The 15,887-nt window shown below is 40.0% G+C and carries 17 protein-coding genes; 14 read left to right on the top strand and 3 right to left on the bottom strand.

Features of this window, described 5'->3' with window-relative positions:
• Nucleotides 1-32: 32 nt before the first annotated feature.
• On the bottom strand, nt 33-1,112 hold the full coding sequence (locus RMX89_RS10545) for an LLM class flavin-dependent oxidoreductase (protein WP_322688896.1): 1,080 nt from the start codon (nt 1,110-1,112) through the stop codon (nt 33-35).
• Between the two features lie 162 nt (nt 1,113-1,274).
• Between RMX89_RS10545 and RMX89_RS10540 the strand changes: the two genes are divergently transcribed.
• From RMX89_RS10540 to RMX89_RS10480, 13 genes are all read left to right on the top strand, one after another.
• Nucleotides 1,275-2,327 (top strand): LLM class flavin-dependent oxidoreductase, encoded by a 1,053-nt coding sequence (locus RMX89_RS10540; protein WP_322688895.1) that lies wholly within the window; start codon nt 1,275-1,277, stop codon nt 2,325-2,327.
• Nucleotides 2,328-2,718: 391 nt separating this feature from the next.
• Nucleotides 2,719-3,441, top strand: coding sequence for a phosphotransferase (locus tag RMX89_RS10535; RefSeq protein WP_322688906.1), 723 nt, complete (start codon nt 2,719-2,721; stop codon nt 3,439-3,441).
• Nucleotides 3,442-3,734: 293 nt separating this feature from the next.
• Nucleotides 3,735-5,396, top strand: coding sequence for an FAD-binding protein (locus RMX89_RS10530; RefSeq protein ID WP_322688894.1), 1,662 nt, complete (start codon nt 3,735-3,737; stop codon nt 5,394-5,396).
• 13 nt (nt 5,397-5,409) lie between these two features.
• A complete protein-coding gene (locus RMX89_RS10525; RefSeq protein WP_322683781.1) occupies nt 5,410-5,751 on the top strand; it encodes a 4Fe-4S binding protein in 342 nt (113 codons plus the stop codon).
• Between the two features lie 106 nt (nt 5,752-5,857).
• Nucleotides 5,858-6,625, top strand: coding sequence for an SDR family oxidoreductase (locus RMX89_RS10520; protein WP_322688893.1), 768 nt, complete (start codon nt 5,858-5,860; stop codon nt 6,623-6,625).
• A 165-nt stretch (nt 6,626-6,790) separates the two neighbouring features.
• Entirely contained in the window at nt 6,791-7,819 is a 1,029-nt protein-coding gene (locus RMX89_RS10515) for a sulfonate ABC transporter substrate-binding protein (protein ID WP_322688892.1), read from the top strand.
• 26 nt (nt 7,820-7,845) lie between these two features.
• Nucleotides 7,846-9,555: a fumarate reductase/succinate dehydrogenase flavoprotein subunit gene (locus tag RMX89_RS10510; RefSeq protein WP_322688891.1), complete on the top strand. Its 1,710-nt coding sequence runs from the start codon at nt 7,846-7,848 to the stop codon at nt 9,553-9,555.
• A 2-nt stretch (nt 9,556-9,557) separates the two neighbouring features.
• A complete protein-coding gene (locus tag RMX89_RS10505; RefSeq protein ID WP_322688890.1) occupies nt 9,558-10,262 on the top strand; it encodes an HAD family hydrolase in 705 nt (234 codons plus the stop codon).
• A 26-nt stretch (nt 10,263-10,288) separates the two neighbouring features.
• Complete coding sequence (locus tag RMX89_RS10500; protein ID WP_322688889.1) at nt 10,289-10,984, top strand: HAD family hydrolase; 696 nt, start codon at nt 10,289-10,291, stop codon at nt 10,982-10,984.
• Nucleotides 10,985-11,058: 74 nt separating this feature from the next.
• A complete protein-coding gene (locus RMX89_RS10495; RefSeq protein ID WP_322688888.1) occupies nt 11,059-11,841 on the top strand; it encodes a class I SAM-dependent methyltransferase in 783 nt (260 codons plus the stop codon).
• Nucleotides 11,842-11,865: 24 nt separating this feature from the next.
• On the top strand, nt 11,866-12,336 hold the full coding sequence (locus RMX89_RS10490; protein WP_322688887.1) for a GNAT family N-acetyltransferase: 471 nt from the start codon (nt 11,866-11,868) through the stop codon (nt 12,334-12,336).
• Between the two features lie 67 nt (nt 12,337-12,403).
• Nucleotides 12,404-12,631: a 4Fe-4S dicluster domain-containing protein gene (locus RMX89_RS10485; protein WP_012408944.1), complete on the top strand. Its 228-nt coding sequence runs from the start codon at nt 12,404-12,406 to the stop codon at nt 12,629-12,631.
• Between the two features lie 19 nt (nt 12,632-12,650).
• A complete protein-coding gene (locus tag RMX89_RS10480; protein WP_322688886.1) occupies nt 12,651-13,613 on the top strand; it encodes a HEAT repeat domain-containing protein in 963 nt (320 codons plus the stop codon).
• Between the two features lie 36 nt (nt 13,614-13,649).
• Here RMX89_RS10480 and RMX89_RS10475 read toward each other — a convergent pair whose 3' ends face one another.
• On the bottom strand, nt 13,650-14,168 hold the full coding sequence (locus RMX89_RS10475) for a 2'-5' RNA ligase family protein (protein WP_322688885.1): 519 nt from the start codon (nt 14,166-14,168) through the stop codon (nt 13,650-13,652).
• Nucleotides 14,169-14,262: 94 nt separating this feature from the next.
• Here RMX89_RS10475 and RMX89_RS10470 point away from each other — a divergent pair, with 94 nt between their 5' ends.
• Complete coding sequence (locus tag RMX89_RS10470) at nt 14,263-15,294, top strand: Mrp/NBP35 family ATP-binding protein (protein ID WP_322688884.1); 1,032 nt, start codon at nt 14,263-14,265, stop codon at nt 15,292-15,294.
• On the opposite strand, the gene RMX89_RS10465 is transcribed toward RMX89_RS10470, so the two are convergent.
• Nucleotides 15,272-15,853 (bottom strand): carbonic anhydrase, encoded by a 582-nt coding sequence (locus tag RMX89_RS10465; RefSeq protein ID WP_322688883.1) that lies wholly within the window; start codon nt 15,851-15,853, stop codon nt 15,272-15,274. The genes RMX89_RS10470 and RMX89_RS10465 overlap by 23 nt on opposite strands.
• Between the last annotated feature and the right edge of the window lie 34 nt (nt 15,854-15,887).

The following is a 15,887-nucleotide window of genomic DNA, read 5'->3' as shown; positions in this document are numbered from 1 at the left end:
AAATTAGCGTAGGCGCAGCCCTTAGGCTGCGCTCAGGAACCACCCGTCGCAGACATCGCTTCACTATCTACCGTTAACGCTCGCACTCTTGGTATAATTTCGGCAGTAAAACGCTCCATTTCTGTGGCAAAAGGCTGGAATTGCAGCATGAAAGTACCAATTCCTACTTTGGTAAATTCAGCAATCCGATGGGCTACAGTTTCATAGCTACCAACCAATCCTGCTGCTGTACCGCCATTGCTCCCCACACCAGGGTACTTAGCCATGTTTTTGAACATAACTACTTCCGAATCTACTCCTTTGAGTAATTCTGAGCGATCGTCTTGTGCTACTACCATTGTTCTAAGGCTCTGATATTCCGCTTCTGCCTCTTCGTCTGTTGGTCGAGCAATGACAAAAGCTGACATAGCAAAGCCTAGAGGTTGGGAACGAGAGCGAGTTTTTTGAGCAACAGCCGCAATAGTTTCGCGGATGACTTCAATCGGACGACCATTCAGGAAAAATGTATGCGCTTCTTTTGCGGCTAGTTCTTGGGCTGGTTCTGACTCTCCCCCTACATATACACGCGGATGTGGTTTGGCTATAGGTGGAGGATTGAGCTTCAAATCATCGATCTGAAAATATTCACCGTAGAAGTTGACTTTCTCTCCACTCCATAAAGCTTTTACGACCCTAATCCATTCATCTGAATAGCGATAACGCTCATCGTGGGTAAGGAAATTGATCCCCGACTTTTCTATTTCTGGCTTGAACCAGGCACTTACTAAGTTAATAGCAAAGCGTCCACCACTGATTGCATCAATACCTAAGGCCATCTTTGCTAAGACGGCAGGATGAAATAGTAATGGCTTAACAGCTGCAATAATCTCGATAGAGTTTGTTGCTTCTGCCAAAGCTGCTGCTGTTGTCCAAGTTTCTAGCTGGTCAAGTTCTTGATTCCTGGGATTGATGATATGTTGCGCGATTAAAGTTGTGGTAAATCCGCACTTTTGGGCCAATTGGATTAAATTCTTGGCTCGTGAGTAACTAGCATCACGAGGTTCAAGAGGATGGTTGATCGCACCGCAGTTGCCGTAAACGGGAATCCAAATCCCATAGTGTGGTTCAGACATAGCTTTCTAGAACCTTTGTAGTCGGCACTAAAACTTTATTTTTGCACCTTAAAAATAATACTGTAAATTGGTAGATTTATAGTAGTATAATATGAGATTTGCATAGGTGAGGATAAAAAACAAGGTATATCTCCCCAGTCCCCATTTAATTTGGAGGCAAGAATGTCAGAACCACGCTATGGTATTTGGGTTCCTGTTGGGGGTAACTTTGGCCCTCTCAATACACCAGATGAACCGATTGATGCTAGTTATGAACGCACGCGATCGCTAGTATTAGAAGCAGAACGTTTAGGATATATGACAACCTTAGTCGCACAGCATCTTGCTAATCCCCGTAGTCTAGATTTAGAACAGTTGGAAACTTGGACAGCTTGTGCGGCCTTGGCTGAAGCTACGGAAAGCATAGAAATTATCGCCGCGATTAAACCTTTATTATTTCATCCAGCCGTTCTAGCCAAAATGGCCTTGGGTATTGATGCTATCAGTCGCGGACGTTTTGCCATCAACCTAATTAGTGCTTGGTTTCGCCCAGAAATGGAGCGTACTAATATCCCTTTCCCTCCCCATGATGAACGGTATCGCTATTCTGGTGAATGGTTGCAGGTTGTTAGAGATTTGTGGAGCGGTGAGAGGGTGAACTTCGAGGGTGAATATTTCAAAATCCAAGATTTGAGCCTCCGACCCTTCTCTGTTGCTCAACCCTATCCTCGTATCTACCTGGGAGGAGCATCAGACCCAGCACAGATTTTAGCAGCCCAACAAGCTGATGTTTACTTCATCAACGGTCAGCCGATTGAAGATGTCCGCCAAGTAATTAAGCAAGTTTTAGACCGACCACGTTTCCTACCCCAACCAGTCCGTTTTGGTCTGTCAGCCTTTGTCATTGCCCGGACTACAGACGAAGAAGCGCAAGCAGAACTAGAACGACTCATGGCACTGCAAAAGTTGGAAGAACAATATAAGTTAAGTGTTGCTAAAGGAGTTGACCCAGAAGCCGCCATGTTCAAACTCTTCGCCAAAAATCCGGCTGTTGGCGGCAATGGTGGTACAGCCGCAGGATTAGTGGGCAGCTATGATACAGTAGCCGCTCGCGTTGCAGCTTTCGTTGATGCAGGTATCGATACTTTCATGTTGCAATTTAATCCCTTTGTTCGGGAAATGACGCGATTTGCCGAAGAAGTTATGCCACGGGTACGACAATTGCAGAAAGTATAGGATTAAAGCGGGTACATGAATAGTCAAGTTATTACGGATGTTTCTCAGATAACTCTTGAATGGATTAATTCAGTACTGTTTGACGATAATTCTACATTGACTACCAGAGTCGAAGATTTTGCGATGCCTGCGGCGGGCTACGCCTATGCAGCTTCAGGTAGTGACAATTCTCACAATGCTATAATTCAGCTTAAATATCAGTCAGAAACCTTAGAAAGCTTACCAAAATCACTGTTTTTGAAAATATGTGCAGGTGAAAATAATCTCTTTGGAAATTCTGAAGTAAATTATTACATACGAGATTATATTAACCTCGCAAATCGACCGATACCAGCTTGCTATCAAGCACAATATGACGAAAAAACTCGTCAATATCACATCCTGATGGAGGATTTATCTGTCAGCCATCGTTCCAATCGAAAAGTACAAACCAACACTTGCTTATGGCTGTGCAGTTGCTCAATCTCTAGCCCTATTACACGCACATTTCTGGGGAACCGAAAAATTACAATCTCTGAACGCCAGCATTCCCCACAAGACTGAAATTGAGCGATATGTAGCTCAAGCCCAACTTGGCTTAGTACCTATGTTAGAGGAACTGAAGGCAGAGATTGATTCTTCTTGGAAGTCTGTACTGATAGATGTATTTCAGTATCATCCTGCGAAAATGAGCGATCGCACTGTTGATTCATCTGGATTCACACTAATTCATGGCGATCTCAATCCGGGTAATATCCTATCTCCCTTGAATGCCAACGGAAAAACCTATTTGATCGACCGTCAACCATTTGACTGGTCGCTGACTACATGGCTAGGAGTTAGCGATCTTGCATATATGATAGTGCATTGGTGGGAAACCGATTTACGACGACAATGGAAAATACCAATTTTAAATGAGTATCATACAAGTCTCATCAGTAATGGTATTTCCGGCTATAGCTGGGAGCAACTAATAAATGACTATCAACTTTGTGTTGTTCAAAGTATTTACGTTGCTACACAATGGTGTGCATCAGCAGAAGGGCGTCGTCACATGAAATGGTTGTGGTTTCAGCAATTGCAGAAATCAATAGTAGCTTTCTTTGACTGGCAATGTTTTGAGTTATGGGCATAACTATCTTCTACCATCTCAAACAGAAATATACAGGGTAGAGGGTGGATATTGCCATTTCCAACTCTTCACTAAAAGTCCAATAGATAATTAATTTGTAAAACTAAATGTTTGACAAACTAATAATTAGAGTATCATACTAACTGTAATTCGCCTTATACACTGTTTGTATATATTATGCAAACTCTATCTACTGCATCATTATTCAGACAAAGTAGCAGTCATTAGTCACAAACAAATCAGCGATACCGGAGGTATCGCTACCGTTAACGCAATGCCAAAAAGGAGAAAAGGAATTGCTAACAGAAAATGAAATACAACTATCCGCTGATGTGCTGGTAATTGGTGGTGGCCCTGCCGCCGCATGGGCAGCATGGGCAGCCGCATCCCAAGGAGTCAAAGTCATCATTGTTGATAAAGGTTTTCTGGGTACGAGCGGTGCAGCTGCTGCTAGTGGTAACGGCATTATGGCTCCTTCTCCAGAGAATTGGGACAAAGTTTTATCGGAGCGTTATCGCATAGGAAAAAACCTCGCTAACTCACGTTGGATCGAGCGTGTGATCGAAAAAACTTGGCTGAGTTTGCCCTTAGTGGAAAGTTGGGGCTATCGTTTCCCCAAAGAAGATGGGGAATCTGTGCGCCAGAGCTATTATGGGCCTGAATATATGCGGGTTCTTCGCAAAAACCTTTTGCGTGTTGGTGTACAAATTTTCGACCAAAGTCCGGCTCTAGAACTTTTATTGGCTGACGATGGCTCAGTAGCCGGGGCAAGAGGCGTGCAGAGGCAACATCATCGTAGCTATACCGTTCGTGCTGGTGCAGTAGTCTTAGCAAATGGCGGTTGTGCATTCTTGAGTAAAGCATTAGGGTGCAATACTAATACTGGTGATGGGCTGCTGATGGCAGTAGAAGCTGGTGGCGAACTCTCTAGTATGGAAGCTTCCAATCACTATGCAATTTCGACCGCTTTTAATGCCACAGTGACGCGGGGTGTTCCCTTTGGCTGGGCTAGTTACAGTGATGAAGCAGGTAACGATCTTGGTGGCTATGTCAATGGTCGTCGCGATCCATCGTTCCTTCCCAATGCCCTGCTGAAAGGCTCCGTTTATGCTCGTTTGGATAAAGCCACACCTGAAGTCAAAGCAGTAATTGAAAAGTCTCATTTCATCGCTTTTCTACCGTATAAAAAAGCTGACATTGACCCCTATACAGAACGAGTGCCTGTAACACTAATTTTAGAAGGTACAGTCCGTGGTACAGGTGGAATTCGTTTGACCGATGATAGTTGTGGTACAAAGGTTCCTGGCCTCTACGCCGCCGGTGATGCAGCATCGCGGGAGTTTCTAGCCGGGTTAGCTTCTGGAGGCGGTGGCCCCAATGCTGCTTGGGCAATCTCCACAGGGCAATGGGCTGGAGTTGGAGCAGCTAACTTTGCTAAAAGTTTGGGCGCTCAAGCAAATGAACGGGTTGCGCGTCCTACTGGTCAAGTGGGATTGCGATCGCCTACGGTGGGCAAAACGCCATCGCCTTCACCATCTTCTGAAACATTTGATAGTGAGGCGATCGTGCGCGGCGTACAAGACCAGATGTTCCCGTTAGAGAAGAACTACCTGCGTTCTGAGCAGGGACTTCTGGATTCCCTCGCCAAATTAGAAACCCTGTGGCAGCAAGTACAAGGGAACCCGAAACAAGATACAGTGCGCGATGTGGAATTTTCTCGTCGAGCGGCTGCTCTGACGGCTGTAGCGCGATGGGCATACTTTAGTGCTTTACATCGCACGGAAACACGCAGCGAACATCTTCGTATGGACTATCCCGAAACCGATCCAAATCAGCGTTATTACCAAGCAACTGGTGGCTTAGAAAGACTTTGGGTGAGGCGCGATTGGATTAAGGATGCGATCGCTACACCACCAGTACCAACCTCTCAAACCACACCCTCTGTATCAAAGTTGTAATAGGAACAGAATCATGATCGAGCTTGTCAGCCATAAACTCTGTATCAATTGCAATCTGTGCGTCCAAGTATGTCCTACTAATGTTTTTGACTCAGTACCGAACCAACCACCTGCGATCGCCCGACAAGAAGACTGTCAAACTTGTTTCATGTGTGAGGCATATTGTCCTGCGGATGCACTCTATGTTGCGCCCCAATCTCACACCAATGTTGCAGTCAATGAGGATGATTTAATTGAAAGTGGCATCATGGGTGAATATCGTCGCATCTTGGGTTGGGGATATGGCAGAAAAAACAATAGTGAATTAGATACTGCTCATAAACTACGCCAACTACCGCGCCCTTATCAAAGTTAATTTCAGTAGGCTTGATTCTTAGGAGAGAGATAAAACTAAGAATCAAGCTTTTGCTGCAAGTTTTTGGTTAGATATCGGCTCAATAGCACCCTGAAAAGTAATTTTTGTGACGTTATCAGAGTTTTCATTAGCTGGAAAAGTTGCTTTAGTAACTGGAGCAGGACAAGGTTTGGGACTAGAAATTGCCAAATCACTTGCCAAAGCTGGTGCGCGTGCGATCGTCAATGGGCGAAATTTTGAACGCCTTAATCAAGCAGTTGCAGTTATTGAATCAATTGGCGGATTAGGTTTTTCATTACCGTTTGATGTGACAGACGAAGTTGCGGTTCAAAATGCATTTATTGAGATCCGAGAAAAGCACGGCTGTTTAGATATTCTGGTTAATAATGTGGGAATGCGCGATCGCCGTGGATTGTTCGAGTTTGAAATGGATGCAGTGCGTCGGTTAATCAATGCTGATTTAATTGCACCATTCAATTTGTCACGAGAAGCGGCAAAACTGATGATGCACAGAGGTGAAGGTCGAATCATTAATATTACGTCAATTGCAGGACAACTAGCAGGTGCGGGTGACGCAGTTTATACGACAGCTAAAGGAGGACTTGAAGCCCTAACCCGTACACTTGCGGCAGAACTTGGGGCTTTTGGAATTACAGTCAATGCAGTCGCTCCAGGCTTTTTTGCAACTGAGAGTAATGCTGATGTAGTTGCCGATCCAGAAGTCACGGAATGGTTGAAACATCGAACTTCTCTCGCGCGTTGGGGATCTCCACAAGAAATTACAGGCGCTGTTGTGTTCTTCGCTTCTCCAGCCGCATCTTACATCACCGGACAGGTTTTAGCTGTTGATGGTGGCTACCTTTCCCATTTCTGATTAATTATTTTACCCGTAGATATACTTTTTCGGATCTTGCATTTGCAGCTTATCTGTGTGAATATTCTATGAGCAAAATACGGCAAATTGCTCGAATTATCGTAGTATTGATATTGCTTATAGTTTAATGTACGTATGTTCAGTAAGTATTTACCACATCGACTGATGAGGATTGTCAGCAGCTTTCTTCAAAATTATGAAATATCCCGAATTGGCATATTTGCCTTATTCTTTACCTGTGGGTTAACTTTGACTCTTGTGATATCTGCGTGTTCTGCCACCAATACAGGTAACTCTGTAGCAACACAGACAGCAAATCAAGGTGTGGTAGTTCGTATCGGCTATCAAAAAGCGGCGACTATTCTCAGCGCTCTCAAAAACCGCGGCAATTTAGCGCAAACTTTAAAGACTGCTGGTGCTTCGGTGACATGGGCAGAATTTCCTGCCGGCCCACCGATGCTAGAAGCAATGAACGCAGGTAGTATTGACTTTGGCTATACAGGTGAATCACCACCAATATTTGCCCAAGCTGGAGGTACTCCCTTGCTTTATGTTGCTTACGATCCTTGGAGTCCCAAAGCTGAAGCAATTATTGTACCGAAAGATTCACCAATTAAAACGGTTGCTGACCTTAAAGGGAAAAAATTAGCCTTTGCTAAAGGCTCGAACACTAACTATCTTGTTGTCAAAGCTGTAGAAGCTGCCGGATTAAAGTATAGTGACATTCAACCAGCACATCTAACACCAGCAGATGCCCGTGCAGCATTTACTGGTGGTAACGTTGATGCTTGGGCAATTTGGGACCCTTACCTAGCAGCAGTTGAACACGACACAAAGGTTAGAAAATTAACAGATGCAACAAATTTAGCACCGAATCGGGGTTACTATCTTGCGCGTCAAGAGTTTGTTAAATCTCATCCAGATTTGTTGAAAACCCTGTTAGATGAAGTAAGCATTGTAAATAAATGGGCAACAAATAATCCAGAAGAAGTTGCCAAATTTTTAGAACCAGAGTTAGGTATTCCAGCAGCAGCATTAGAAATTGCCGAAAAACGACGAAAGTATGGTGTTTTACCGCTAACAGATGAAGTAATCACTCAGCAACAAAACATTGCTGATACTTTTCACAAAATCAAGCTAGTTCCCAAACAAATCCAAGTCAAAGATATTGTTTGGAACGGTAATAAATCTTAGAAGTTCCTCGCTACTCGCAAAAGCTTATGGACATCAACACCCAACAAATAAAAACGGATGTACTTGTCATTGGTGGCGGTACAGCCGGGACAATGGCTGGAATTAAAGCCAAACAAGCAAATCCCAATGCAGAGGTACTGATCTTAGAAAAGGCTAACATCCGACGGAGTGGTGCGATCGCAATGGGTATGGATGGCGTGAATACCGCAGTTATTCCCGGCCATTCTACACCAGAACAATACGTGCGCGAAATCACTCTTGCTAACGATGGCATTGTCAACCAAAAAGCCGTTTATCAAACAGGCAAATTAGGTTACGAAGTTATCCAAGAACTAGAAAGCTGGGGTGTGAAATTTCAAAAAGATGCTCAAGGCAACTATGACTTAAAACAAGTGCATCGTGTGGGTAAATATGTCTTACCCATGCCAGAAGGAAAAGACCTCAAAACCATTCTTACCCGACAAGTTAAACGCCACAGAGTCAAAGTCACAAATCGCGTTATGGCAACCCGCGTCTTAGTCAAAGCCGGACGTGCTATTGGTGCGGTAGGATTTGATGTCAGAAACGGTGATTATATTGTCATTCAAGCTAAAGCAGTCATCCTGTGTACAGGTGCTTGTGGCAGATTAGGATTACCTGCTTCCGGCTATCTCTACGGCACTTATGAAAATCCTACTAATGCCGGAGATGGCTATTCAATGGCTTATCATGCAGGTGCAGAACTTAGTAATATTGAATGCTTTCAAGTTAATCCTTTAATCAAAGATTACAATGGCCCCGCCTGCGCTTATGTTGCCGGGCCTTTTGGCGCACATACTGCTAATGCCGAAGGAAATCGCTTCATTAGCTGTGACTATTGGAGTGGTCAAATGATGTTGGAAATCTGGAAAGAATTAAATTCTGGAAAAGGGCCAGTCCAACTCAAAATGACCCATCTTGATGAAGATACAATCGCTGAAATTGAATCCATACTGTGGGCGAACGAACGACCAAGTAGAGAACGTTTTCATCAAGGTAGAAATGAAGATTATCGGACTCACGGTGTAGAGATGCACATTTCAGAAATTGGCTTATGTAGTGGTCATAGTGCCTCTGGTGTGTGGGTGAATGAAAATGCTCAAACAACCATTCTAGGTTTATATGCAGCTGGAGACATGGCCAGCGTTCCCCATAATTACATGATTGGGGCATTTGTTTTTGGTCGCATAGCCGGAACTCATGCCATTGAATATATCCAAGATTTAGATTTTATTGAACCAGATACAGATTTTTTAGAAGCTGAAAAAGCCAGAATTTATGCAGCTTTAACTCGTCCGAATGGTGTACCTCACACCCAGGTCGAATATAAATTAAGACGCTTAGTTAATGATTATTTACAACCACCAAAATCAGGTAATAAAATCGAGATTGGTTTAAAACATTTTGTGCAATATCAAGAAACATTAGATTTAATGGGCGCTCGTGATCCTCATGAATTGATGCGTAGTCTAGAAGTTCACTTTATTCGCGATTGTGCAGAAATGGCAGCCAGAGCATCATTATATCGTCAAGAAACTCGTTGGGGGCTTTATCATTACCGCTTAGATTATCCAGACAAAAATGATGAAGAGTGGTTTTGTCATGTAAATTTAAAGAAAAATGAGTTAGGGGAAATGGTATTGTTTAAGCGTCCTGTAGATCCTTACATTGTGGATATCAATTTACATAATGAAATTTATGATATAGCAGTGAAATAAATATGAAATATTTATTTTGGGATTTTGATAATACACTAGGTTATCGTCAAGGAATGTGGAGTGAAACATTACATTCAATTTTAATATTGAATGGAATTTTTAATATAAATTCAGAAGATATTCGACCATTCTTGAAGAATGTCTTTCCTTGGCACTCGCCTGAAACTTCCCATAATTTATTGTTTAATGGTAAAACTTGGTGGGGGTATATGAATGAATATTTTGCAGAAATATATGAAAAAGTAGGAATAAATAAAACTCAAGCGATAAAATATTCTTCCCAAGTCCAGAATGAATATAAAAATTTGGAAAAATGGCATTTATATGATGATGCAATTCCTACTTTGCAAAATGCAATTAAAAATAATTATAAAAATATAATTCTCTCAAATCATATACCTGAACTACACGAAATCATAGATAAATTAAATATTACAGAATACTTTGAAGAAATATATACGTCTGGAACAATTGGATATGAAAAACCCAATCTCAAATTTTATGCTTACGTCATCAATGATTTAAAGATTGAAAAAAGAGAATGTGTAATGATAGGTGATAGCTACAATGCTGATATTGCTGGAGCATTACGGGCAGGTATACAAGCAATTTTAGTTAGGAAACCTAATGATAAAAATTATAAACTTTATAGTCAAGATTTCAGAGGAATACTAAAAATAATTAGAAAAGTCTCAACTATTGCATAGAGCATTTTCGTAAATAAAAGAATTGAATGAGTTATAAAGCCATAATTTTCGATCTCGATAATACCCTGTTAAATTTTGAAATATGTGAACGTCAAGCTATTCTTGGCGCCTTGGAAGCTTGTACAATATCTTTGAATTTACATAAAATAAGTGAAAATATTTTTCTGGAAGCATTTGAAAATTATAATTCCAAGTATTGGAAACAGCGAGAAATATTTTCTCCTACTGAGTTAATCGAGATGTCTTATCAAAGTACACTTGCTCAATTAGATATACAAACAGATAAAATAAGCAATCTTAGCCAAAGTTTTTGGCATATTTTTAATCATTCGGGCGTAATGGAACCTGATGTAAATGAAGTACTAACTGTTCTCGCAGGTAATTATCGTTTGGCTGTCATCACCAATGGCTTTGTATCAGCACAACTACCGAGAATGCAAGCTGCGGGAATTGAGCATTTTTTTGAAGCAGTTGTAGTTTCTGAAGCAATTGGTTTTGCTAAACCATCTCCTGAAATATTCCATCATGCTTTATCTAGATTAAATTTAACACCAGCAGAAGTTATTTACGTTGGAGATTCTCTAAAGCACGACTATGCAGGAGCAACACAAGTCAAAATGGATTTTTGCTATTACAACAGAAAAAATCAAAATTTAATACAAGAAGCAAAACCAAAGTTCATGATAAGTGAACTCTTAAATTTGCTGAAATTGTTTAACTAACAGATTTTTCATTGATTCATATAAAGTTAGATTTTAACTAGTTTATTGTAAATTATTTTGAAGAAACTTTTAATATGTCCATATATAATTCAATTGGTCAACAATACTCCAAAACTCGCATTCCTGATATCCGTATTGTCAATAAATTAATTGATTTACTCAATTTACCCAAAGGTAGCATTATTGCTGATATCGGCGCTGGTAGTGGTGGTTACAGTCTAGCGCTAGCTAATAAAGGATTTCTTGTTAATGCTGTTGAACCTTCTGTAGTTATGCAAAAACAAGCAGTAGAACATCAGCAAATTAAGTGGTTTACTGGCAATGCAGAAAATCTACCTTTACCAGATCAGTCTGTTGATGGCGTTGTAAGTATCCTGGCAATTCATCACTTTTCTCATCTCGAAAAAGCTTTTCAGGAAATGAACAGAATAATTAGAGATGGAGCAATAATTTTGTTAACTTTTGATATTAGATTAGCTCAGAAAATATGGCTTTATGATTATTTTCCGTTTTTGTGGGAAGATGCGTTACGATTTTTACCACTTAACGAACAGGTTAATTTAATTCAGAGTAATACTAAAAGGCGTGTTGAAGCTATACCCCTTTTTTTACCATACGATTTATCTGATTTATTCGCAGCAGCAGGCTGGAGACGACCAGAGTTATATCTTCAACCAGAAGTACGTGCGGGAATATCATCTTTTGCATTAGCTAATCAAGATTTAGCAGAGCAAGGAGTGAAGTTACTTGCAGCAGATTTAAGTAGTGGAGAATGGAGCAAAAAATATGGTGATATTTACAATTTGACAGAGATTGATATTGGCTATCGTTTTATCCGTGCAACGCTGGATAACTAAATAATTGTAATTTAAAATTAAATTATGACAAATAAAGTTAGTGTAGGTGACAAAGTTAAAATTAGACAAGCTGGGATTAAAGATGTAGCGAGGATTGCTAGTCTTTGCGAACAACTTGAATATTCTGTGACTAATCAAGAAATAGAGCAACGCCTTACTAAAATTAAAAATAACGATACTCATATTGTATATGTTGCCACTGTAGAAAATGAATATGTAATTGGTTGGGCGCACGCTCATATTTGTGAATCAATAGTTATTCCGACTCCAGCGATTATTTTGGGATTAGTTATAGATAAAGATTATCGTCATAGTGGAATTGGAAGTTTTTTGATGCAACAAATTGAACAGTGGGCTTCTCTGGCTGGATGTGATAGTGTTTTGTTACGTTCTAATATTAAACGCAAAGAAGCTCACTTTTTTTATGAGAAAATTGGTTATACCAATATAAAACAATCACTGACTTTTCAGAAACAACTTACAATCGTGAGATAATTCATCTAAGCTTACCCTATTTATTTTAGCGATTAGCAGTTTCATTACAAAATATTGGAGTTATTTTATGGCTTTAATCAATCAAAGAATAGATGTTCCTGTGATCGTTGATGAATCAAAATGTTTAGAAAAATGCACAGCCTGTATTGAAGTTTGTCCCTTGGATGTATTGGCGAAAAATCCAGAAACAGGCAAAGCTTACATGAAATATGATGAGTGTTGGTTTTGTCTACCTTGTGAAAAAGAATGTCCAACCAATGCAATTACTGTGCAAATCCCCTTTTTATTACGTTAACTATCTGTGGTAAAAATTAATGAACGATGAACTCAATCATTGGCTAGAAATGTTGCGATCGCCTGACGTAAACGAGCGGATAGTAGCTGTCAAAACCTTGCAACATCTAGGCGATGACGAAACAATCAATGCTTTAATTATCGCTTTGAAAGACGAACATATTACTGTTCAAAAAATAGCAATATCTGCCCTTTGGGAAATTGCCAATCCTGTGGCGATTCCTGCTTTAATTGAATGCTTAACTTCAGCCGATTCAGATATTCGCTCTGAAGCTGCATCAGCATTAAACGAGTTAGTTACACAAAATGAATTGTTACTTTTACTAGAGAAGCTCCAAAATAATGATGTAAATATTCAATTAAATATTTTGGTGCTTTTGCGGAAGATACATGATATTCAATCTTTACCCGACATTTTACCATTTTTGGAATCAAAAAATCCTGAGTTAAGAGAAGCAGCCGTTACGACACTGCGATATATCAATCAACTAGAAAAATGTCCGCAAGCTTTAAATTTAATCTTTGATGAAGAAGCAAGTGTACGTCGTGCTACTGCTTTAACTTTAGAACATTTACAAGATGCAGAAGCGATCGCAATACTTTGTCAAGCACTTACAAATGATAGTGACTGGCAAGTTCGCCGGAATGCAGCTAAATCTCTGGCTATTCATGCAAATGATCGAGCAATTTCAGCATTAGAAATAGCTTTAAATGATGAACATTGGCAAGTGCGGAAATCAGCAGCACAAGCTTTGCAAAAAATCCCAGATATTCAAGTTATGCCGAGATTAATTCAAGCATTAACAGATGAATATGCAGATGTAAGAAAAGAAGCTGCGATCGCACTTGGAAATTTAGCTCATCCCGACGTTATTAACCCGCTACAACAAGCCTTAGATGACCCTGACAAAGAAGTGTCCATCCAAGCGCAACGTGCAATTCAGAAGATTCAAACAGATAGAATAGTCTCAAGGGAGCAGTAAATAATTAAGAGAAATGCCAAGCTGCTCAAAGCTTTGCTAATTTCGCAGTATAAATTCTTTACTCCAAATTATTGACCTCTGCTTATCATCAATATTTATCAGATGGACTTGATCGACAAAACAACGATAATTTAAATCTAAATGCTGTGCTTCTTCTAACACTTGCAACAATTTATCTGTATCTTTTGTAAATTTTCCTAGCGTTAAATGTGGAACGAATGGTAAATTTTCCCTGAAATATTCAGCTAATATGCCTGTATATAATTCGTTGTGTAGTTTTACCATATCTACTTTTCCTTCTTCAACCATTAAAAACATACACTCATCCCATGATTTTTGTAATCCTTTGAGATAAATAGGAAATGTTGTCCATTTACTCAAGATACTATCAACATGAAGAATGAGATTGTTTTCATTAATAGACTCGATTATAGGAAATACAAGTGTAATATGTGGTTCCATTAAATCAAATTGTGGGTCATATTTCTGCCTTATTTGATTGATATGTTCCGTGTTAATATTGGGGTAATGTACGAGTGCGTAAGACATACTCATAAATTATTAAAGGTTATACAGCAGATTTCAAACTATTTAAGAGAACTTATACCAACATGAGGTACACAAATATCCTTTATAACATCCAGAAGATATGACTACAGTCCATCAGCAAGAAGTCGTCCAACTACTCAAACAAATCATCGAACCTATTTTGAAAAATGATATTGTTAGTTTGGGAATGGTGCGAAATCTCCGCATAGTTGATGATTATATTTACTTACGTTTATATATTGGTTCTCATCAGCACCAGTTACAGCCAGAAATTCAATCTAAATTATCATCTCTATCTTGGTGTAAAAAAACTTATATTCAAATTTGTACAATTCCAGGCGTAAAAATAACTTTAGGTATTTCTAGCGGTAAAGGTGGTGTAGGCAAATCCACAACAGCCGTCAATATCGCCGCAGCTTTAAAATTACAAGGTGCAAAAGTAGGACTATTAGATGCTGATGTTTATGGCCCCAATGTTCCCCAAATGTTGGGTTTAGGACAAACTGATATTCAAGTGATTAATACTCCCACAGGTGATAAGTTTTTACCTCTAGAAGCTCAAGGAATAAAAATAATGTCAGTGGGTTTACTTGCAGAAGCAAATCGTCCGTTGGCATGGCGAGGGCCTGTATTGCATAAAATTATTACGCAATTTTTGCAAGATGTGGAATGGGGAGAATTAGATTATTTATTGATCGATTTACCTCCCGGTACAGGTGATGCTCAAATTACAATTATCCAAGAAAGCCCAATTTGTGGAGTCATTTTAGTGACAACTCCTCAACAAGTGGCTGTTGCAGATGTACGACGTAATATATATATGTTTCGCCAAGTGGGTGTTCCTGTTCTTGGCATTATTGAAAATATGAGTTATTTAATTTGTGGTGATTGTGGTTCGCGCACACCGATTTTTGGTAGTGGTGGCGGCGAACAATTAGCCGCAGAATTACAAGCGCCTCTGTTGGGACAAATTCCCATCGATCCCCGCATTTGTAGCGGTAGTGATACGGGAAATCCGATTGCGATAAACGAATACGCTTCACCAGCAAAGGAGGTTTTTACACAAATAGCTACTTCATTAAATACTACTTTTACGTTACACGATAAAACTACGCAGCTTGACCAAGCTTAGTAGCTTCAGGAACTTCAATCAATTGTCCTGTTTTGACATTGTAGATATAGCCATATATAGGAATTTCATTCGGAACTAAGGGATGTAAACGAATTCGTTGGACATCTGTAGAGATGCTTTTAGCTTGGTCATCAATAGTCAACCAATTGATAAACTTGCCTTCGCCCGATCCCGACCCAGATCCAATATCTGACCAACCTATTTCATCTAGCTTGGCTGTTTTGAGGCTACTAGAAAGTAAATTGCTAATGATTTCATTAGTGAAGGTTTCCATCCCGCAATTAGTGTGATGAATTACAAACCATTCACGCGTACCAAGTAGTTTGTAAGAAATCACTAAAGAGCGAATCGCATCATCGCTAGCACGTCCACCTGCATTACGAATTACATGGGCATCTCCTTCAGCTAATCCAGCAAATTTAGCTGGGTCAAGTCGAGCATCCATGCACGTGAGAATTGCAAACCGACGAGATGGGGGTATGGTGAGATTACCTTTATCACCGAATTTATCAGTGTAACTAAGATTAGCTGCCAGAACTTCTTCTACAATTTGGCTCATTTTGAGTTGATATGGGCGATCGCTAGTAGGGGCG

Origin of the sequence: Nostoc sp. DedSLP04 (assembly GCF_034530775.1) — a bacterium.
Taxonomy (GTDB): Bacteria; Cyanobacteriota; Cyanobacteriia; order Cyanobacteriales; family Nostocaceae; genus Nostoc.
The sequence above is the reverse complement of the archived record's forward strand: the minus strand, read 5'-3'. Positions and strand labels throughout refer to the sequence as shown.

Excerpts from the sequence above, each read along its gene's own strand:
- RMX89_RS10490 (WP_322688887.1), top strand. The coding sequence starts at position 11,866 with ATGACAAATAAAGTTAGTGTAGGTGACAAAGTTAAAATTAGACAAGCT.
- RMX89_RS10525 (WP_322683781.1), top strand. The coding sequence starts at position 5,410 with ATGATCGAGCTTGTCAGCCATAAACTCTGTATCAATTGCAATCTGTGC.
- RMX89_RS10470 (WP_322688884.1), top strand. The coding sequence starts at position 14,263 with ATGACTACAGTCCATCAGCAAGAAGTCGTCCAACTACTCAAACAAATC.
- RMX89_RS10485 (WP_012408944.1), top strand. The coding sequence starts at position 12,404 with ATGGCTTTAATCAATCAAAGAATAGATGTTCCTGTGATCGTTGATGAA.
- RMX89_RS10515 (WP_322688892.1), top strand. The coding sequence starts at position 6,791 with ATGAGGATTGTCAGCAGCTTTCTTCAAAATTATGAAATATCCCGAATT.
- RMX89_RS10500 (WP_322688889.1), top strand. The coding sequence starts at position 10,289 with ATGAGTTATAAAGCCATAATTTTCGATCTCGATAATACCCTGTTAAAT.
- RMX89_RS10475 (WP_322688885.1), bottom strand. The coding sequence starts at position 14,168 with ATGAGTATGTCTTACGCACTCGTACATTACCCCAATATTAACACGGAA.
- RMX89_RS10465 (WP_322688883.1), bottom strand. The coding sequence starts at position 15,853 with ATGAGCCAAATTGTAGAAGAAGTTCTGGCAGCTAATCTTAGTTACACT.
- RMX89_RS10495 (WP_322688888.1), top strand. The coding sequence starts at position 11,059 with ATGTCCATATATAATTCAATTGGTCAACAATACTCCAAAACTCGCATT.
- RMX89_RS10505 (WP_322688890.1), top strand. The coding sequence starts at position 9,558 with ATGAAATATTTATTTTGGGATTTTGATAATACACTAGGTTATCGTCAA.
- RMX89_RS10480 (WP_322688886.1), top strand. The coding sequence starts at position 12,651 with ATGAACGATGAACTCAATCATTGGCTAGAAATGTTGCGATCGCCTGAC.
- RMX89_RS10540 (WP_322688895.1), top strand. The coding sequence starts at position 1,275 with ATGTCAGAACCACGCTATGGTATTTGGGTTCCTGTTGGGGGTAACTTT.
- RMX89_RS10545 (WP_322688896.1), bottom strand. The coding sequence starts at position 1,112 with ATGTCTGAACCACACTATGGGATTTGGATTCCCGTTTACGGCAACTGC.
- RMX89_RS10510 (WP_322688891.1), top strand. The coding sequence starts at position 7,846 with ATGGACATCAACACCCAACAAATAAAAACGGATGTACTTGTCATTGGT.